Origin of the sequence: Azospirillum aestuarii (genome assembly GCF_016632405.1) — a bacterium.
Taxonomy (GTDB): domain Bacteria; phylum Pseudomonadota; class Alphaproteobacteria; order Azospirillales; family Azospirillaceae; genus Azospirillum; species Azospirillum aestuarii.
Genome location: NZ_JAEPIV010000043.1, coordinates 1 through 18,448 on the forward strand (window position 1 = coordinate 1; position 18,448 = coordinate 18,448).

17 protein-coding genes are annotated in these 18,448 nt (G+C 67.6%); all 17 read right to left on the minus strand.

Features of this window, described 5'->3' with window-relative positions; translation table 11 throughout:
- Positions 1-546 (minus strand): winged helix-turn-helix domain-containing protein (locus tag JJL56_RS30385; protein WP_200487572.1); only part of this gene is annotated, 546 nt, incomplete at its 3' end.
- A gap of 125 nt (positions 547-671) precedes the next feature.
- Complete coding sequence (locus tag JJL56_RS30390) at positions 672-1,748, minus strand: IS5 family transposase (RefSeq protein ID WP_200487573.1); 1,077 nt, start codon at positions 1,746-1,748, stop codon at positions 672-674.
- On the minus strand, positions 1,703-2,122 hold the full coding sequence (locus tag JJL56_RS30395) for a helix-turn-helix domain-containing protein (protein WP_200487574.1): 420 nt from the start codon (positions 2,120-2,122) through the stop codon (positions 1,703-1,705). Before JJL56_RS30395 ends, JJL56_RS30390 begins: the two co-directional genes overlap by 46 nt.
- A 55-nt stretch (positions 2,123-2,177) precedes the next feature.
- Complete coding sequence (locus tag JJL56_RS30400) at positions 2,178-3,359, minus strand: tetratricopeptide repeat protein (protein WP_200487575.1); 1,182 nt, start codon at positions 3,357-3,359, stop codon at positions 2,178-2,180.
- A 117-nt stretch (positions 3,360-3,476) separates the two neighbouring features.
- Positions 3,477-5,870: a hypothetical protein gene (locus JJL56_RS30405; RefSeq protein ID WP_200487576.1), complete on the minus strand. Its 2,394-nt coding sequence runs from the start codon at positions 5,868-5,870 to the stop codon at positions 3,477-3,479.
- A gap of 99 nt (positions 5,871-5,969) precedes the next feature.
- Positions 5,970-8,525, minus strand: coding sequence for a tetratricopeptide repeat protein (locus JJL56_RS30410; protein WP_200487577.1), 2,556 nt, complete (start codon positions 8,523-8,525; stop codon positions 5,970-5,972).
- On the minus strand, positions 8,522-9,778 hold the full coding sequence (locus JJL56_RS30415) for a class I SAM-dependent methyltransferase (protein WP_200487578.1): 1,257 nt from the start codon (positions 9,776-9,778) through the stop codon (positions 8,522-8,524). Before JJL56_RS30415 ends, JJL56_RS30410 begins: the two co-directional genes overlap by 4 nt.
- Before the next feature lie 14 nt (positions 9,779-9,792).
- Positions 9,793-10,929 carry a Gfo/Idh/MocA family protein gene (locus JJL56_RS30420; RefSeq protein ID WP_200487579.1) on the minus strand — a complete coding sequence of 379 codons (1,137 nt, stop codon included), beginning with the start codon at positions 10,927-10,929 and terminating at the stop codon, positions 9,793-9,795.
- A complete protein-coding gene (locus JJL56_RS30425; RefSeq protein WP_200487580.1) occupies positions 10,895-11,560 on the minus strand; it encodes a class I SAM-dependent methyltransferase in 666 nt (221 codons plus the stop codon). The genes JJL56_RS30420 and JJL56_RS30425 overlap by 35 nt, the downstream gene beginning before the upstream one ends.
- Before the next feature lie 4 nt (positions 11,561-11,564).
- Positions 11,565-11,996, minus strand: coding sequence for an LIC12192 family sporadic carbohydrate cluster protein (locus JJL56_RS30430; protein WP_200487581.1), 432 nt, complete (start codon positions 11,994-11,996; stop codon positions 11,565-11,567).
- Positions 11,989-12,831 (minus strand): sporadic carbohydrate cluster 2OG-Fe(II) oxygenase, encoded by an 843-nt coding sequence (locus JJL56_RS30435; protein WP_200487582.1) that lies wholly within the window; start codon positions 12,829-12,831, stop codon positions 11,989-11,991. Before JJL56_RS30435 ends, JJL56_RS30430 begins: the two co-directional genes overlap by 8 nt.
- Positions 12,824-13,795: a transketolase family protein gene (locus JJL56_RS30440; RefSeq protein WP_200487583.1), complete on the minus strand. Its 972-nt coding sequence runs from the start codon at positions 13,793-13,795 to the stop codon at positions 12,824-12,826. The genes JJL56_RS30435 and JJL56_RS30440 overlap by 8 nt, the downstream gene beginning before the upstream one ends.
- 3 nt (positions 13,796-13,798) lie before the next feature.
- Positions 13,799-14,644: a transketolase gene (locus tag JJL56_RS30445; protein WP_200487584.1), complete on the minus strand. Its 846-nt coding sequence runs from the start codon at positions 14,642-14,644 to the stop codon at positions 13,799-13,801.
- A gap of 19 nt (positions 14,645-14,663) precedes the next feature.
- Positions 14,664-15,824: a radical SAM protein gene (locus JJL56_RS30450; RefSeq protein WP_200487585.1), complete on the minus strand. Its 1,161-nt coding sequence runs from the start codon at positions 15,822-15,824 to the stop codon at positions 14,664-14,666.
- Between the two features lie 144 nt (positions 15,825-15,968).
- Positions 15,969-17,072 carry a UDP-galactopyranose mutase gene (locus JJL56_RS30455; RefSeq protein WP_200487586.1) on the minus strand — a complete coding sequence of 368 codons (1,104 nt, stop codon included), beginning with the start codon at positions 17,070-17,072 and terminating at the stop codon, positions 15,969-15,971.
- Between the two features lie 32 nt (positions 17,073-17,104).
- Entirely contained in the window at positions 17,105-17,980 is an 876-nt protein-coding gene (locus JJL56_RS30460) for a class I SAM-dependent methyltransferase (protein WP_200487587.1), read from the minus strand.
- The gene (locus tag JJL56_RS30465) at positions 17,977-18,417 is read right to left on the minus strand and encodes a VOC family protein (RefSeq protein ID WP_247891336.1); all 441 of its coding nucleotides are present in this window, start codon (positions 18,415-18,417) and stop codon (positions 17,977-17,979) included. The genes JJL56_RS30460 and JJL56_RS30465 overlap by 4 nt, the downstream gene beginning before the upstream one ends.
- Positions 18,418-18,448 lie beyond the last annotated feature (31 nt).

Sequence of the window (18,448 nt, forward strand, 5' to 3'; positions counted from 1 at the left end):
TGAGGATGTCGCCATCGCGGCGTGACTCAACCAATCCAGCCTCCGGGAAACCCGGGGCGATTCAAGGCGTCCAGAATGGCACTGAACATGGCGGCATCGATGCTGTCGCTCAGGAACCAGACGACCTGTCCGCTGCTCGGCCGCACGAAGCCCGACAGATACATCCACTCGAAGCGCTGATGACCGCGCCCCGGGGCGGCACCCGCGCGGTGCCCAGACCCGACGCAGCACCGGCTTGAGCCCGACGCGATGCTCGTCCATCGCCCACACCTCCAGGGGCGTGTCCGGGTTCTCCTGCTGGAGTGCCTGCACGCGACGGCGGAACCGGGCCTTGAAGACCTCCTGGGCCAAGGCATCGGCTTCGGCGTGGCGGGGACGCGGCACTTGGCGGGTAAAGCCGAGCCGGCCCAGATAATCGGTGCCGCGCCGGGGGGAGACGAGCCTGCCAAGCATGCCGGCGATCCACTGGGCGACCGAGCGGCCCGTCCACAAGCCGCGGTCGGGCGGCGGATCGCCGAGGCTAACAGGGTGCGGAAAAACGAACATATTCCGGCCTTTTGCCTCCGCTGAGGCTGGAAATGCGGGTTTCAGCGGGCGATTTGGTCGGGACGGAGCGTTTTTCCTCGCTCTGAGGCTCCCGGAACCGCCGTTCAGGCGGATTGCGGGCGTGATTATGCCGCAGCTAGCAGCTTGGGCAGGCGGATCAGGTTGTAAGCGGCGGCGGTCAGGGTGAACATCCAACCGACACGGGCTGCTCCGCGATGGCGCGTCTTGCGCAAGCCGGCTCCCTTGATCCAGCCAAAGACCTCTTCGATCCGCTTGCGGACTCGTAAGCTGACGGCGTAGCCGGGATGGCGGGTGGTCCGGCCGTCGATCGCGGAGCGGCGGTTGCTGGTGTTCCGGGCAACGTGCGGAGCCACGCCCAAGTCGCGCATGTCCGCTACGAAATCCTTGGTGTCGTAAGCCTTGTCGGCGCCCACCGTGATGCGGTGGCGGCCGGGGATGGCCTCGATCATGGAAACCGCCGCCTCGCGTTCAGCCAAGCCGGTGGCCGCGGTGAGCCGGACATTCACCACCAGGGCGTGACGGTTCTCCATCAACGCATGGCCCATGAAGGCCAGCTTCGCCGGCTGCCCGTTGCCCTTTCGGTACAGCCGCGCCTCGGGATCGCTGGTCGAGGCATGGGTCTCGTTGGACCGCCTCTCACCATGGAAGTCGCGGTCGCCGTTGCGCCCCGGCCCCGGCGGCTCGCCGCCGCCGTCCTTGGGCCGGAAGCTCTTCACTGACGCCCAGGCTTCGATCAGCGTGCCGTCCACCGAGAAGTGCTCGTCCGACAACAGCGTCTTGACCTTCGGCTGACCCAGCACAGTTGCTAGGAACTTGGCCGCCACATCGCCGGCCAGCAGACGCTCGCGGTTCTTGGTGAACACCGTCACATCCCACACCGGCGCGTCCATGGACAGGCCGACGAACCAGCGGAACAGCAGGTTGTAATCGAGCTGCTCCATCAACTGGCGTTCCGAGCGCACCGAGTAGAAGGCCTGGAGCAGCAGCGCCCGCAGTAGCTTCTCCGGCGGGATCGAGGGGCGCCCGATCTTGGAGTACAGCCCCTCGAAGGCTGGAGACATCACTTCCAGCGCCTCGTCCACGATGGCCCGGATCGCTCGCAGCGGGTGGTTGGCCGGAACCCGCGCCTCGCAGCTCACGTAGCTGAACAGACCCTCGCTGCGTTCGTCCAAACCCCGCATCGTCCCCTCGTCGGTCGCATTCTTCTCAACCGAAAAGAATCACGACCAACCGCCCGTGCACAGCCCTTTTTCCGCATCCTGCTAATCCTCAGGCTGTGTTGTTGGCTTGCGTCGAGCAGCGGTCTGGCGCCGGGGTTGAACTGGCGCTGGTCGCCCAGCCCCGCAACCCCGGCCTCGTTATAGCGTCCGACAATAACGCTGACCCAGCGCGGCGTGTAGCCCGTCACCTCGGCCACGAACTGGGCCGAACGCCCGCTGGTCAGCAGCCAGATGATTTGCAGATGCGTCCGCTCCGTCGCATCCGTCGCGGCCTTGTACAGCCGATGCAATTCATCGGCTGCAAGGTGATGAACCAGATGAACCTTGCTGCCCATGCCAATTCAGGTGGAGCGGGCCCGCCTCAATGGAAGCCTTCAAACGCCGTCGGTATCAGAGGGGGAACCCGATGCCGCGGAAGATGGCCTTGAGCCGTTCGGCCTCCCAAACCAGAAGGCGGATGACGTAGCCGATGAATTGCGGTTGGAGATTGGCCGCCTTCCTGCAAAGGGCGAGCGCAGCGTCCCGATTCCCCTGCCGGTCTTCTGCCAGGGCCTGGACGAGGATAGGCATCGCGAAGGTGGTTTCCCGCGCCGCCGTATCGCGCACCATCCGCAACCCTTCCTCGCTCCGCCCCTGCTCGACGAGCGCAAGCCCCAGGCAGGCGCGATAGAGAAGGGCGTTCCGGTCGAGTGTCGTCGACCGGCGGAACATCCGCTCCGCCTCGGCGGGGCGCCGCTGGCCGAGCAGACCCAGGCCGATGTAGCAGAAGACCCAGGCTTCCTTGGGGTCGAGCGCCGCCGCGCGGTGGAAGCCGACGGCCGCGGCTTCCGCGTCCCCTTGCATATGGGCGGCCAGGCCGAGATGCCCGTAGGCCCAAGGCTTCTGGGTTTCCACAAGACAGGGCGCCGCCTGCGCGATCAGCCGGCTTGCCTCGTCTAGGCGGTCACGGACCAGCCACACGAACCCCAGCATGCAGGCGGCCCAATGATGCTCCGGCATGCCGGCGACCGCCTGCTCCAGGTGTGGTTCGGCACCGGCCATGTCGAACGCGGTGAAACGGCGCATGCCGGCCCAGTAATGAGCGTGTGGCTGTTGCGGGTCGATCGTCAGCGCGCGCTCGAAATGCTCTGCCGACTCTGCGGTGTAACGCTGGTTCTCCAGGTGGTTGCCCCAGGCCGCTTCGACCTCGGCGCTCAGGCGGATGCGTGTCGCGGAGCCATCCGCGGCGAGGAGTTCGTCGGCAAGAGCGCGCGCTTCTTCGAACTGTCCGGATTCGAGCAGATCGCGCACCATGCCGTCCTGGCACTCAGCCTGATAATCCCGGCGGCGCGCGCGGGCCTCCCGGTCGACCGCCGCCGCCTCCTCGGCATGGCCGAGGAGGTTCAGCAGAAGATAGGCCCGATAGTGGGCGGTCAGGCTGTCGGGATTCGCCGCCATGGCCCGCCGATACGCGTCGAGCGCGGCGGTGGCGTTGCCTTCCCGCTCGATCGCGGTGCCCATCCGGAGATGATAGTTGCCTAAGGTCTCGCGTCGGATGCGTTCCCGCCAAGCATCGAAATCGATCCTGACCATTCTGAACCGCTCCCCTCCCAACGTCATTGAACGCCGCCGAGCCTCCACGCGACTGGCATAAAGGCCGCGCGATCATAGGACAGGATGCCGGCAGGGGCGAGCCTGCCTTGCCGTGGACTACAGAAATTGGCGGATCGCTTCTAGGGCCCGCCGGTTCTCGTTCAGCATGAAGTCCCGCAAGGCGATGATGCCGACCCGATGTGCGGCGGGATCGGCTCGCCGCAGCGCAGCGCGGGTTTCCTCGACGGTGGCCTCCGCCACCACCAGACCGGCGTTGAAACGCTGGACGAGATCCGCCGTGAATCTCAGGCGCTTCGTCACGATGATCGGCAGACCGGCCAGGGCATAGGTCGCCATGCGGTTCAAGGCGACGAAGGGTGGGTCGGGATGGTCGAAGGGAATCGGGAAGTTCAGCCACCCGTAATCATAGCCGCTCAGGCGCGGGACTAGATCGGCGTGAGGCAAGCCGCGATGATAGCGAATGGCGCCGAGGTCGTACCGGGACATGTACTCGGCAAAATGTCGGTCATCATCCGCGTAGCGGTGACCTCCGTTGAAGACGTCGAACCGAACCGGTTCCGTCGCCGCGAGTTGCTCCATCAGAGCGAACGGCGAGTAGGACACGAGGACATCCGGTCCCTGGCGCATGCGGTCCGCCGACACCAGCGCGGTGGCATCGACGATGGCAAGTGGCCGGCTGTCGGCGTTCCCGCCGGCCGGCCTGTCGGCCAACCTGGCGGCTTCGATCAGATCCTCTTCGATGTGGGGGAAGTAGGGGGTGTAGGCCGCGCCGTCGGCGTGCAGCACCGCCTTGCGCCACTCCTCTCCGAAGCGCTTGGAAATAACGAGATCTGCGTGCCGGAAAGCGTATTCCTCTCCCAGGCGGAACAGTTCCATGCGCTGTTCCGGAATCCCGCAGAAGGCGGCGAAGCGCGCCACGGGATATTCCGCCATGGCCAGCCACAGATCGTACATCTCCACGATCATCGTCGCGTCCGGGACCGACGTCTTGATCAGATGGGACCAAAAATACGTGTTCGCCCAGCCTTGGGTCATGACGGTGCGCGGCTTGACGCGCTGCAGAATCCTCAGAACCAGTTTCAGGGACGATTGTACGGAGATGGCCCTGTAGCCGGGGATCGTGGTGGTCCCAGGATGATCTTCGACCTGGACGATCAGCGTCCGCTCCGGCGGCAGCAGGCTCCGCACCGCCGCCTGGCCCAGGATGTGGCTGCCCGGCGCACGCAGCAGAACATGGTCGACAGGACCGTCGCCAAGAAGGGACTCGAGTTCATCGAGCATCCAGTCGATGCTGAAATCAGCGTAGCCGGGAAGACCGTACAGGTCGATGATCTTGTCCGGCGCGACACCGGCGGCGACCAACTGGGCCGTCAGTTCCCCCGTGCGGACCGCCCAACTGTGCGCCACCAGGACACGGTCGAACGCCTGGTTGCCCAGATCCTGCGGGAGGATTCCGTGATGTCCGCGGAAAGGGGGAAGCGCGGAACCCTGCCGGTCGACAAGGCCCAGGATCCCCGTCTGCGGCAGATTTTCCAGGGTGGGGAGCACGGCCCGCGCATCGACTCCGAGCGGGCAGACGTAGCAACGACCGGAGAGCGCTGCGGCGGCATTCGGGAACCGTTCAAGGAAGGCCGCCATCGCTTGGGGAATGCGGACTTCCGGCTTCTCGGCCACGGCTTGGGCAGCCAGTTCGGCCAAGCGCCGCTCGCGGTCGTGCCGCTCGGCTCCGGTCTCGTTCTCGGCGTGCACGAACTGGAAGATTCCCCGTTGCGGCGTGACGATGCGCGTCAGGCTCTTGTGGCTGAGATAGATTCCCTGCCGGCCCTTGCTGGCGATCAGGACCTCGGCGTCGGCGCGGTCGAGCATCCAGCGGTCCGGATCGCGCAGAATCTCCTCCGCCGGAAAACCATGCAGCTCGATGCTGTAGCAGGGTTTGGTCATGGCGGGTGTGACCTGGAGCCGGTGCGGTGTGGACCGGTCGAATACCGCGCAGTCGCCAGGGGCCATGCGCAGCGCCGCCGCATCCGTCTTCATCCGGTCATCGGTGACCTGCAGGCCCGGAGCATCCTCCCCACACTCGGTCAGCGCCATCCAGAAGCAGAGAACCGGGCGGTCGCCCGCTCCCCCGGTGTTTCGGGACAGTGGCTGCGGCGCTGCGGCGGGCTCCTGCAGGGTGATCCGGCTCGCCGACAGGTGGAACGCGATGCTGGGGCCGAGCAGGCGGACCGAGAAATCGAACGCTTCGGACTTGCTGAACTGCGAGACATGGTCGATGACAATTCCCCTGAAGTCGGGATCGCTCATCAGTTCATGAAGCGGAACGTGCATCCCTCCGCCAACGGGCGTTCGGTACATCCGATATTTGTCGAAGGCCTTGCGGACCCGGTCCAGAATGTCGTCGCGGAACGGCGACGGCACGCTGTCCTGAAAGATGCTGGGCATGCGGGCTTCCGCCCATCCGAAGGCGGTCTTGTCGATGGACCGGTGCATGTCAGCTCCTTTGCGTTCCCTGCGGCAGGTCTGTCGGTGATGGCGCGGGCGTTCCAGTCGGCGAATGCCGGAACGCCGGCCAATATACTCTTTCCCGGTTCATTGGGATTTCGCCTCGATCATGTCGGCGAGGTGGCCGAACAGGGCGTTCGAAGGCCGTGTCTCATCAAGGACGAAGCACTCCGCGAAGGCGCGCCCCGCCTGTCCGAGGCGTGCCCGGAGGGCGGGATCGTCGATCAGCCGTTGCGCGCTTTCGCAATAGCCGTCGAGCGTCGTCGAAAAGAGGAACAGCGGTTCCTCCGCCGCATCGCCCGAGAAAGTCTGGCCCGAGAAAATCCGGCGGCAGACCGCCTGTTCCTCCGCCGTGCCGGCGGCTCCCGACATCAGGCGTTCGATGCTTCCGCCGATGCTGAGTTGGTCGGCAGCGGCACTGCTCATCCATACCTGGGCGCAGCCGGCAAGCATTACCTCTACCATGGTCACGCCGGTCGGGAACGGGAAGCTGTCGAGGTGAATGTCCAGGACTCTGGCGTAAAGCTGCGTATCGACCCAGCCTTGGAACAGGCAACGGTCCGAGATGCCCCGCTCCTCCATGGCCCGCCGGATGGCCGGAGGTTCCTGATGGCCGAACCACAGGAAGCAAGCCTTCGGATTTGCGTGGAGAAGACGTGCCACCGCCTCGAGGAACTCCGAACTCAGCTTTTCCGGACGCCCGATTGATCCGAGGATGACGTCGAAACGGTCGAGAAGGCCGCGGCGGATGGCATGCGCGCGGTGCTCCAGATCGGTCTCCGCAGGATGGGGCAGCAGAGCCTTGTACGCGAAGGGGAACGGCACGCTGCGCCACGTGCGGCCACCGATCACGTTCGTCCACTTTCCCAGCGAACCGAAGGTCAGAAGCCCATCCACGTCAGGGGAGTCGATATGAAAGAAGTCGGCGGACATGAACAGTTGGACCGGCGCGATTCCCATGCCGGCGAACAGATCCACCAGACCTTCGACGCAGTTCAGGAACACGACGCCCATCAGGCCAAGTTCGCGCACCCGGAGGGCGAGATTGAGAATCCGGTCGGGGGAGCTGGTCGGGGGGAGGCGATCCGGCGTCAGCACCGTGACGCCAATGGCGGCATAGGCGTCACGGAACCGGTCGGACACATCGTCGATGGCCACGAGGTGGATTGGCGCGAACCGCTCCCGCCATGGGCCGGCGTTGCGCAGCAGGATGTTCACCGCCCTCTCCAAGTGAAAGGGCGGATCGGTCTCGACGGTGTTCATGAAGAAGGCGATGCCGCGTCCCGGCGCTGGGGGAAGCGGGCCGAGTCCGGCGCGCAGGCGGTGTCCGAGCGCCCGGAACGGCGGGGCGATCCGCTCGTAGCACAGCCGGGCCTGCTCATAGGTGTGGGGCTGCACCATGAAGGACCATTGGGTGAAGGTCACCAGCCGGTGCGCCATCTCGATGTCGCGGCGTTCCACCGCAAGTTCGATTGCGGGGCGCACGAGACGTTCGAAGAGCCATCCGTTCCAGGCACGCGACGATGGGACGGAATAGCCGAGAGCCGGAAGCAGCGCGCTGCGCGTGGGGGCGGGAAGGGCCTCGTCTTCGAAGAAACGCGTGCAGTCCTGGAGCGGAAGAACGCCCGCCCGCTCCACCTCGTCCGGTGTCCATCCCGCGTTGGCCAACTGCCGGGCCAGCATCGCGCCCAAGAAATGCGGGACGGCATCCGATCCGGACTTCGTCCCGGCGCTGTTCAGGATCGCCGCCGCCGTCGCGGAGCGCTCCTGCCCCGGGGGCAGGGCGAGCAGCCTTTCGGCCAGTCCGGCGAAGGCGTCGTCGGGCAGCAGGCGCACGTCGATGTCCGCTCGCATTGCGCATTCGCCGAGCCGCCAGAAAATCGGGGCACGATCGGTCTCCTTTTGTCGGGCCGCTCCATTGGGAAGACGCAGCAGGGCGAGGCAGGCTGTCATGGCGTCCTGGTGCCGGTCGAGCTGGCAAAGAAAATGGATGCGCTGCCGATGCCCTTCCGACAGGTCCGGTGCCAGGTGGAGCGCACGCTCGGCGAAGGGCAGGGCTGCCTTCGGTCCCTCGCTCCGCTCGATTCCACGGCTGAGAGCGAGCCATGCCCGCGCGTCGTCTGGAGCCAGAGCGGGCGGTCGGCTGAGCACCGCGGATGCCAGCCGGGGGTGCCCGTGGTCCGCCTCGAAGGCGGCGAGCGCGGTCCAGCGCTCCAGGATCCCGGGTTCCAGGGTGGCCGCTCTGCGGAAGGCCGCTCGCGCGTGGGTCGGATCACCCGTTCGGCGCCGGGCCTGTCCCAGCCATTCCCAAGCGGGGGCCATGGACGGATCGGCGGCAAGGGCGTGGCGCAGCACCCGCTCGGCGGGCCCGCTCCGCTCCGCGGCCGAATGGGCACGGCCGAGATGGTACAGCGCGTCGCTCCAGCCCGGCTGCAGGGCATGCGCGCGCCGGCACAGCTCTGCGGAGGCGTCGAAGCGCCGCTGTCCGCGCCGGGCAATGGCCAGATCAAGCGTCGCGCCGGCATGGCCGGGCGACAGAACCAGCGCGTTCCGGAGGGCGCCAGCCGCCTCGTCGAGCCGTCCACCGGCCCGCAGCGCGGTCACGCCGGCCTGGTGAAGCGCCTCCGCGTCCGCTTCGCTCATGCGTAGGCGGCGCTCTCGACCGGCAACGGCATCAGGAAACGGCCGCCTTCGGCCAGATAGCGCCGGTGGCGGGACCGGATCGGGTCGGCGTAACGCCAGGCCAGGATGACGACGGCTTCCGGATGGCGCGTGTAGATCTCGTCGGAGTGGACGATGGGGATGTTGTAGTCCGGTCCGACAAGCCCGCTGCTCAGCGGCTTGTCGTCGAACAGGACGCCCAATCGCTGCGTCAGGTCGAACTGGTGCACCAGGGTCACCGTTCCGACCGACGCGCCGTAGCCGCCGATCAGCGCGGTGCCGTGCCGGTCCAGAGAGTCGGAGAGCGCCCGGCGGGCGGTTTCGATGCGCGCTCCGAAGCCGGCGTATTGTTCTGGCCGGTCGAAGCCCTCGGCCAGCTCTGCGGCGATCATGCGGTCGAGCGTCGCTCCGCGCGGACGGGGGCCGCCGGCGTGCTGCACATAGCCGCGGATCGAGCCGCCCTTCGTCCAGATGTGGTCGACGTCGTAGAGTTCGAGCCCGTGGGCGCGGAAGAAGCGCTCCAGCGGCCGGACCAGGAAGTAGGACAGGTGTTCGTGGTAGACGGTGTCGATCAGCGTGTTGCGCACCACGTCGGCGCCGTAGGACGTCTCGAAGACGAACACCCCTTCGGGCGCCAGCACCTCACGGACGCCGTCGATTAGGTCGCCGGCGGTATCGATGTTGGCCAGCGTGTTGTTGCACACCACGATGCCGGCGCTGCCGCGGGTTTGGCGGATGTCGCGGGCCAGGCCGGTGGTGAAGAAGGCGGCCAGGGTCTCGACACCGGACGCGGTGGCCAACTCGGCGGTGCGGGCCGCCGGATCGACGCCGAGCACCGGCAGGCCGACCTCCTGGAAGGCGCGCAGCAGCGTCCCGTCGTTGCTGCCGATCTCCAGCACCAGGCTGCCGGGTGGCGGCGCGGTCCGCGCGACGACATCGCGCGCCATGTGGCGGAAATGCTCGGGAAGGCCGAGCGAGATCGACGTCGTGTAGCGGAAATGCGTGTATTGCACTTCCGGATTCACGATGTCGAGAAGCTGGAAGTGGCCGCATTCCCGGCACAGGTAGAGGTCGAGCGGAACCGTGTGGCGGCGCAGCGCTTCGGGGCCCTGGGCGACGGCCTGGATGTCGATGTTCGGCGTTGCGACCGGGATCGGGCGAAGCGGGACGACGCATTCGACGGTGGGCGAGTTGCACAAGCGGCAGGTTTCACGATGGTACGACAGCTCGGCCATGGCCCTCTTCTCCTTCAGTCCCGGTTTGCGGCTGGGGTGTTTCCCAACGCGATGGCCTTGCGCCACATTGTCTCGATCAGGTCCATGTCGGCCAGCGAATCCTCGCCGCTAGCCGCCGGTTCTCGCCCGCCGCGCACATCGGCGACGAAGGCTTCGGCCTGGCGGCGGAAGGCCCAGCTCCAGGGAACGGCGGGGCGGGCAACCGCCCCCGCTTCGCCGGTCCGTTCCAGTTCGATCCGGGCGGGCACGTTGCGCAACAGCGGCGGCGGAAAGCGCAGGCGCAGGCGGCCCCGTTCGAACAGGACCTCGATGCCCTCCTCCCAATCGGCGAAGGGGATTTCGGCCATGTCCAGGATGCCGGAGAATCCGCCCCAGTCGAACCCGACGACGCGTCCGTTGGCGTGGCGGAAGTCGGCGAAGGTGACCTCCGGACTCCGGCCGACGAGGTGGCGCAGGATGTTCACGTCGTGGACGAAGACGTTCAGGAACCATGCGTAGTCCCGGACCAGCGCGGGCGGCAGCCAGTCCGGCGCCTCGGGCCACACCTCCAGCCCGTCCGGACGCTGCTCGTCGGTCATGACGAAGCCCTCGGCGTTGCAGGCGAAGGCCCCGCCGTGGCAGTAGCCGCGCAGGAAGACGACGCGGCCCAGTTCACCCGACGCCAGGAAGCCGTCGTACAGCGCCTTGAAGCGCTGATAGCCGGCGTCGTGGCGCTTCATGAAGCCGACCGCGTAGCGCACGCCGGTCCGGCGGGCGGCATCGACCAGACGGGCCGCCTGCGCCAGGCTGTGCGCCATGGGCTTCTCGGACAGCACATGGCGTCCGGCCTCCAGGGCGTCGAGCACGACGCCTCCCGTCGCCGGGCGGCGCGTCACCACCACCACCGCCTCCACCTCCGGGTCGGTCAGCAGGGCGCGGTGGTCGGGATAAAGCCGGGCGATCCCGAACCGATCTCGGGCTTGCCCGCCGAGCCGCGGCCGCAGTTCGGCGAGCGCCACGGGCCGGCAGACCGGAATCAGGGCGAAGTTGGCGATGTGGGCGAGCTGGCCGACCATGCCGGCACCGACGAAGCCGATGCCGAGGGGCCGCTCATGACCATCATCCGAAGAAGCGCCCTTACTCGAAGACGATGAAGCCGTGGTCGCCGTCATAGCCGCATTCCCGGTAGATCCAGGCCCATTCCTGCGGCGTGAAGAACGCCTCGCAGGTCAGTTGCCAATAGAGCAGGTTCGCCTTCTCCCGTTCGTTCCGGTAGGACTCGACCAGGATGTATTTGGCCGGCCTGCGGCCCACGCGCTGGATTTCGCGCACCGCGGCGAACAGGTCGGGCAGATGCAGGTTGTGCAGCGCGTTGAGCGAGACGACGAAGTCGAAGCTCGCGTCGGCGAAGGGAAGCTGCTGGGCGAGGCCGACCTCCAGGAAGGGCCGCACCTCCTCCTTCGCGTGCGCGATGCCGTAGTCGGAAACGTCGAGCCCGACCACTTCGATGCCGGGGACGGCCTGGGTGAACTCGTACAGCAGATGCGCCTTGCCGCAGCCGACGTCGAGGATGCGGTGCCCGGGCCTCAGCCCGTAATGCCGGGCCATGGCCTCGGCGACCGGCCTCCAGCGCCCGTCGTAGCGGTAGCCGCCATAGCCGAACTGGCGCGGCCCATCCCAGTATTCGGCGCCCCAGCGCTTGGCCACCGTGGCGCATTCGGCCTTGTCGTGCTCCACCACGCGCGCGACGTAATCGCGCTTCGTGCCGGAATGCAGGGCGTTGATGAAGTCCAGTTCAGCCATGCCGTCACTCCTCCCGGCCGTTGTTCGGTTCCCGTCGCACGGCCAGGGCAGCGTGGACCAGGAAGATGTCCTCCCAGCGGGCGACGTCCCCTTCGTCGCGCAGGACCAGATCCTCAACGGCGGCGTGCAGCGTCCGCCCCGTTCCGAGGATACGGCCGTACAGGGCGCGGCGACGCTCCGGGCGGCGAGGCAGCATGAACATGCTGTAGGCGATGATCCCGTCCAGCCGCGGCAGCTCGTCCATCAGCTGTTCCAGCATCATGTAGCAGTGCGGCATCGCGTATTCGGTGGCGCTCAGCCGGTAGGCGAGGCCATGGCGGTGGGCGTGCTCGCGCAGGACCAGATTCTGGATGTGCTGGGGAACCCGGCAGCCGTCGATCGGCCGGCTGGCGATGTAGCCGCGGTATCCCCCGCCCGTGCCGTCCCCTTCACTCATGGAAGCCCTCCGGCATGCGGTAGGTCAGGCCGAGGCGGGTTGCCGGGCGCATGGTGATCGGCTCGAAGAACTCGCCGAGCCGCTTGTCGGCATAGGGCGACAGCAGCGCCTTGAAGCGGCAGTTCATGGACCATCGGGTCGTCGCCTCGCGGTTGACCCGGTTGCCGTGCATCAGGTTCTGCGTGAACAGCAGGCAGTGGCCGTAGGGCACGTCCAGGAAGGTCAGGTGCGGTTCGATGGTCCGGTACAGGTCCTCGGCGCTGCGGCCCTGGAAGGCGGCCATCCCGGCCTGGGTCCGTTCGTCGAAGCGCCGCTCCGCGATGTACATGCTCTTGGTGCGGTGGCAGTCCACCAGCGGAAGCCACAGCACCACCTCGGACGGCGCGTCCCCCGACCAGACGTCGGCGTGCACGGGCAGGAGCGACGAATCGTCGTCGGGAAGCTGCACCGACAGGTTGATGCGCTTCTGCATCGCCAGCTCGTTGCCGGCGACCGCCTCGATCGTCCGCCGAGCCAGGGCGAAGTAGGAGGGCCGGAGCCAGCCCTCCGCATTGATGCCCTGGATGGCCGCCAGACGCAGTTCGTTCAGGGTCTGCGCCGTCACGTGCTCATGGATGCGGTCGAGGAACAGGCCGGGCTCCTCCGGCGCCGGACGGCCCAGATGGGCCGCCGCCAGCTTCGCCAGACGGTCGCGGATGCGGTCGAGCGCACCGCGGTCCTCGACCGGGGCGATCACGTATCCGGTTTCGAAGAAGCGCCCGATCAGCTCCTCCTCCTCCGGGCGGAAGAAGGACGGGGCTGCGCCGGACGCCGGGGTGTCTTCCGGGTCAGCCATGGGCGTCCCCATGGCCGACCCCGTGGCCGCCCAGGGCGTCCCGCACCGTCGCGGCGATGGCGTCGGGGGTGATGCCGACGTCGGCGAGCAGATCGTCCTGGCCGCCGTAGCGCCGGACGAAGGCATCCGGGATGCCGATGCGGCGCATCCGCGGGACCCGGCCATCCATGCGCTCGACCAACAGGTCGGTGACGGCGCTGCCGAGCCCGCCGATGGTCGTGTGCTCCTCCACCGTGACGACGAGCCGCGCCGGCCGGGCAAGCTCCAGCAGCGCGTCGGCGTCCAACGGCTTGACCGTCGGCAGGTGCAGGACGTGGCAGGCGATGCCGTCGTCCGCCAGCCGTTCGGCGGCGCCGAGCGCGCGCGTGGAGCCGATGCCGGTGCCGACCAGCAGCACGGGGGCGTCCCGCCCGCCTGCCGCTTCGCGCAGCAGGTAGCCCTTGCCGATGGCGAAACGGTCGAAGCCGCCCGTCACCACCGTGTCCCCGCCCTTGGCCAGACGGATGTAGATGGGGTGCGGCCAGTCCAGGCTGACCTCCATGAACCGCTTCATCTCCTCCGCGTCGGCCGGGGCGACGATGGTCATGTTGGGCAGGGCGCGCATGATGGCGATGTCCTCGATCGCCTGGTGCGTCGGGCCGAGCGGCGCATAGACGAGGCCGCCGCCGTTGCCGATCAGGCGGACCGGCAGGTCGTGCAGGCACAGGTCCACGGCCACCTGTTCGTAGCAGCGCCGCGTGATGAAGGTGGCGATGGTGTTGACGTACGGAATCCATCCGTCCATCGCCATGCCCGCCGCCATGCCGACGATGTGCTGTTCCGACACGCCTTCCATGTGGTAGCGGTCCGGGTGCTTCTCCTTCATGCCGGCGAGAAGGCCCGGGCTGAGGTCGGAGCCGATGAAGACCACGCGCGGGTCGCGGTCGGCCATCGCGGCCACCATGTCCAGACAGGTCTTGCGCATGCTTCAGCCCTCCAGCGCCGCGTAGAGGTCGGCGGCGAGGGACGCCGGGACCTTGGCCTTGTGATGCCATTCGGGATCATGTTCGGCGAAGGGGACGCCCTTGCCCTTGACCGTGTGGGCGATGAGCGCGGTGGGCTTGTCCCCCGCCGCCGGCCGGCCGAGCAGCGCGGCGAGCGCCGGCACGTCGTGGCCATCGGCCTCGGCCACCTCGAACCCGAAGGCCCGCCACTTGTCCGCCAGGGGCTCCAGCTCCAGGATCTCCGCGGTCGGGCCGGCGGACTGGATCTTGTTGTAGTCGATGATCGCGGTCAGGTTCGACAGCTGGTGCTTGGCCGCGGACAGGGCCGCCTCCCACACCGAGCCCTCGTTGATCTCGCCGTCGCCCATGATGACGAACACGCGACTGTCGCGCCGGGCCATGCGCTGCGCGAGCGCCATCCCGACGCCGATCGACAGCCCGTGGCCGAGCGCGCCGGTTGACGCTTCCACGCCGGGGATCTTGGACGCTTCCGGATGCCCGCCGAGGAAGGAGGCGTGGCGGCAGAAGTCCTTCAGGGCCTCGGCCGGGAAATAGCCCTTGTCGGCGAGAAGGGCGTAGAGCGCCAGGCAGCCATGCCCCTTCGACAGGATGCAGCGGTCCCGTTCCGGCCAGGCGGGATCGTCCGGCCGATGCCGCAGCACGTCGTCGTAGAGGACGCGCAGGATCTCGATCAGCGACAGCGACGACCCGATGTGGCCGCGCCCGCCCCCCGCGAGCGCATCGACCACCAGACGGCGCAGGTGCCTGGAACGCTGGTCGAGAGGCTTGGGGGCCGGGCTGCGGGCAAGGGCGATGGGATGGGCGGTCATGATGGCTCCGGCTTGCGCGTCAGGCGGTGTGATCGCGGAGGTCGTAGCAGGATCGGCATTCCTGCGGGATGTCGCCGCGCAGATGCGCGGCGCGGAAGGCGGCGGCCCGTTCGCCGAACCACACCGAGCGGATGTCCCGGGCGTCGCCCAGCTCGCTCACGTCGGGATTGGAGATGATGCAGCAGGGAACCAGCCGCAGGTCCGACGACACGTAAGCGCGCTCGAACGGCCAGGGGCACAGCGTGTCCGGGTTGCCCGTCAGGTACTTTTCGGCGACGCGCCAGAACCGCACGGCGATGCCGTGCCGCTCGCCGCGGGCCATAAGGTCCATGGCCTCGGCGCGGGTGAACTCGTCCTCGACCGTGACCGCGTTGTTGCGCTCACGCCAGTGCTCCAGCCCGAAGTCGTTGAGGTTCAGCGAGAAGACCATGCTGCGGAAGCCCATCTCCGCGGCCAGATCGACCAGTTGGGGAAGCTGGTGGCGGTTGCCCCGCTGCATCACCGTCCACATCTTCGTGCGCACGATGCCGAGATCGTCGCAGTAGCGGTTGATGAGCTTGCAGTTGTCGACCACGCGCTCGAACACCGAACCGCGGCGGATCGATTCGAAAGTCGCCTTGTCGGCGCCATCGATCGAGATCTGCACCTCGTTGACGTCGGAATCGATGAGCTTGCGGTGGTTGTCGTTGAGGTGCAGCAGCGACGCGTTGGTCGTGGTCCGCACCCAGATGTGGCGGGCCCGGGCGTAGCGGATCATCTCGAAATAGGCGTCGCGCTGCAGCGTCGGCTCGCCCAGCCCCTGCAGCTTGATCTCGACCAGACCGGGCAGGTCGTCGATGATCCGCTTGAACTCCTCCACCGGCATGTCGGCGGCCCGCTGGTTCTTGGGCCAATCCGACACGGTGCACATGGTGCAGTGGAAATTGCAGCGGCTGACGTTCTCGAAGTCGAGGCGGATGGGCAGGTACGGGACCTCTGCGCGGCGGCGGTCGGCCCGCATGTAGGCGATGTAGTGGTCCAGCCGCTCCGGGGAACGGGACAGGCAGATGCGGCGCTCGCGCAGGAAGGCCTGGAGGTCCGGCACCGGCTCCGGCGTCGGCAGGTCGCCCAGCGGCTCCCCGTCCTCGACCTGATAGCCCTCCGGCGCGGCGGCGCCGGCCGGCGTGGCAATGCTCGTCATGGCGTCGGCCTCCAGCCCTGTCGTTGCGTCATACGGTTGGAAAATAATCACTTCCATCATTTTCCAACCGTGAAACCCGTCAGATCAACGCGTTAGCGTTGATTGAGAGGGTGATACCAACGGCGCCTTCAGGCGCCGTTGGTATCAGACGTCCCGGAAGACGTCCATGCCCTGTTCGATGATGTTGCCGACATCGAGGTAGCGGTAGGTGCCGCTGCGCCCGACGGAGAAGACCCGCTCCGGCAGGGCCTCGATGTACTGGCGGTGGCGGTCCTGGTCTTCCTTCATCGGGAAGGGATAGAGCTTGTTCTTCTTCGACGGGATCTCGATGCCGAGCAGGGTCGTCGGCGCATCGTAGTGATAGAACTTTTTGTACTCGACGATGCGCGTGAACGGCTCGGCGTTCGCGTAGTAGAGGAAGAAGATCTCCGGCGGCAGGGCTTCCTTCACCGGCAGCACGATCTTCAGGAAGTCGCGACCGGCCCAGCGCAGGGGGCCGAAGGCGTCCTTCAGGATGATCTCTGGCGACAAGGTCGAGACGATCAGGTCGTATGTGTGCCACTCCCCGGCGATCTTGACCCGGTAGTTGGCGATGTCGAAATCCTCGATCGTCGTGTTCAGATGCACCTTGGCATCGACGGTCGCCGCCGTGAAATAGTCGTCATAGCCGTTGAGCGCGTAGGGGAAGCCGGAAATCGCTTCGGACCAGGCCGCCTTGGGGCCGGTCTTCAGCGCGACGCCCTTCGGCGTGAAGCCGAAATCGACGATCTCCGTGTTGCTCTCGATGCCCCACATCTTGCGGGAATAGCCATCCACGAACTTGTCGTACAGCGTCGGGCCGACCGAGAAGACCCAATATTCCTCAAGGTTGCGGGCCTTGTCCGCGCCCGGGCATTCGGCAAGCTCAGCCAGAATCTTGTCGCGATCCGGCATCTCGTCGATCTCGTCCCGGTGAATCGGGAAGTGATAGAACTGCTGGTCGCGCTCAATGTAGGTCAAGAACTCGTGCCCTGCGTCGTAGCGGCGCATCGGGCATTTGCGGTTCAGGAACTCGAAGACCTCTTCGCGCCGGGTCAGGAAGTGGCGCGGACCGAGCGTGTAGGGATGCCCGCCGTAGGTGAAGGTCTTGCAGCCCCCACCCAGGAACGGCGCCTGTTCGACCAGCGTCACGTCGTGCCCCTTGGGGCAGAGCATGTCGGCCGCGATGCAGCCGGCGAACCCTCCGCCGATGATCAGAATTCGAGCCATGGAGTCTCCATCGTGGCGCGCCGTGCGGCGTTTCAGGCCGCGGGCGCGTTCTTGGTGAAACTGAGGTGGATGCGCTCCCGGCCTTGGTCGCGAAGGGCCGCGAAGCTGGTGGCCGCCGCAATGGCGCGCGGGTCGGCCGCGCCGGAGGCGGAAGCGGCGTTCAGGATGGCGAGGGCTTCGCCGAACGCTGCCGCCGCCACCGGCGCGAACCCGCGCGCGTCCTCGACGATGTCGGCTAGCAGCCCGGCGGCACGCTCCACGAAGACCGGGCGTCCGGTGCGCTCGAAGGCGGCGACCTGGGCGCGCAGCCTGGTGCACAGACCGTACAGGCGCTGGTTCGTCTCCGTCGGGCGCGGCGCTGCCGGGTGGCGGGGGTCGAGCAGGGCATGAATCCGCCGCCAGTAGCGGTCGTTGGCCGTGGCGTTGACGCCCCAGTCCCCGCCGGACGCGGCGCTGTCGTCCGTCAGGGACGGCGCCGCGGCGTGGAACAGGAATTGCGGCGCCAACACGGCGACCGTCTCGGGAAAGTTGATCACCGGAGCGACCGTGGCGGACCCCCGCGGGTCGGCAGGCGGGGTGACCGCCGAACCGGCATCGGGACCGGCGAGCCGCGCCATCAGGCGCCGCACCGTGCCGGGAAGCTGCAACAGGTGGTCGCCGCAGCCGACGACCAGAAGGCCGCCGGGAGCCAGGGCGCCGGACAGCCGCGCCAGGACGTCCTCCGGGTTCGGGGCCTCGGCGGCCAGCCGGTCGCACAGGACGACGCCGAACGGCTCCTCCGGGCGCGTGGCCGGAATGTCGGCGTGGCCGGTGACGTCCAGCACGCGCCGCCCGGCCAGGGCCGCCGGTTCGATGCCCAGTTCCCGGAGCAGGGCGGTCCGGGACATGAGGCCGCCCTGCGCGGTCATGGCCGGTTTCCCTGTGCGGCGGACACCCAGGGGCGCAGGATCGATTCGGCGTCGTGCTCGTGGAACTCGATCATCGTGCCGTCCGGGTCGTGGATGAAGAATTGCAGGACACGGTCCGTGCGGCCGCGCCGGATGGCGCATTCGAATCCCGAAGCGCGCAGCCGTTCGGCGGTGGTCCCGATGTCCGCCACTTCGAAGCAGAGATGCCGGAACGGACCGCCTGTGGCGGTGGCGGCGGGGTCGCGGAACAGCTCGATGAAGGTGCCGTCCCCGCAATGGAGCATCGCGCCGTACAGTTCGCCGGCGTCGTTGCGGAATTCGTGCGCGACGGCGCAGCCGAGGACATCGCGGTAGAATGCAATCGTCCGCGCCGGGTCCTGCGCGCTCAGACAGACGTGGGACAACCGCTTCAGCATAGTTCGGCCCTCGGGTAGCATGGTCACGACCGTATCACCCGCCCGCACCGGA

Coding starts and splice junctions, on each gene's coding strand:
- JJL56_RS30455 (WP_200487586.1), bottom strand. CDS start 17,072: ATGGCTCGAATTCTGATCATCGGCGGAGGGTTCGCCGGCTGCATCGCG.
- JJL56_RS30420 (WP_200487579.1), bottom strand. CDS start 10,929: ATGACGGCGACCACGGCTTCATCGTCTTCGAGTAAGGGCGCTTCTTCG.
- JJL56_RS30450 (WP_200487585.1), bottom strand. CDS start 15,824: ATGACGAGCATTGCCACGCCGGCCGGCGCCGCCGCGCCGGAGGGCTAT.
- JJL56_RS30410 (WP_200487577.1), bottom strand. CDS start 8,525: ATGAGCGAAGCGGACGCGGAGGCGCTTCACCAGGCCGGCGTGACCGCG.
- JJL56_RS30445 (WP_200487584.1), bottom strand. CDS start 14,644: ATGACCGCCCATCCCATCGCCCTTGCCCGCAGCCCGGCCCCCAAGCCT.
- JJL56_RS30415 (WP_200487578.1), bottom strand. CDS start 9,778: ATGGCCGAGCTGTCGTACCATCGTGAAACCTGCCGCTTGTGCAACTCG.
- JJL56_RS30390 (WP_200487573.1), bottom strand. CDS start 1,748: ATGCGGGGTTTGGACGAACGCAGCGAGGGTCTGTTCAGCTACGTGAGC.
- JJL56_RS30400 (WP_200487575.1), bottom strand. CDS start 3,359: ATGGTCAGGATCGATTTCGATGCTTGGCGGGAACGCATCCGACGCGAG.
- JJL56_RS30405 (WP_200487576.1), bottom strand. CDS start 5,870: ATGCACCGGTCCATCGACAAGACCGCCTTCGGATGGGCGGAAGCCCGC.
- JJL56_RS30465 (WP_247891336.1), bottom strand. CDS start 18,417: ATGCTACCCGAGGGCCGAACTATGCTGAAGCGGTTGTCCCACGTCTGT.
- JJL56_RS30395 (WP_200487574.1), bottom strand. CDS start 2,122: ATGGGCAGCAAGGTTCATCTGGTTCATCACCTTGCAGCCGATGAATTG.
- JJL56_RS30435 (WP_200487582.1), bottom strand. CDS start 12,831: ATGGCTGACCCGGAAGACACCCCGGCGTCCGGCGCAGCCCCGTCCTTC.
- JJL56_RS30430 (WP_200487581.1), bottom strand. CDS start 11,996: ATGAGTGAAGGGGACGGCACGGGCGGGGGATACCGCGGCTACATCGCC.
- JJL56_RS30460 (WP_200487587.1), bottom strand. CDS start 17,980: ATGACCGCGCAGGGCGGCCTCATGTCCCGGACCGCCCTGCTCCGGGAA.
- JJL56_RS30440 (WP_200487583.1), bottom strand. CDS start 13,795: ATGCGCAAGACCTGTCTGGACATGGTGGCCGCGATGGCCGACCGCGAC.
- JJL56_RS30425 (WP_200487580.1), bottom strand. CDS start 11,560: ATGGCTGAACTGGACTTCATCAACGCCCTGCATTCCGGCACGAAGCGC.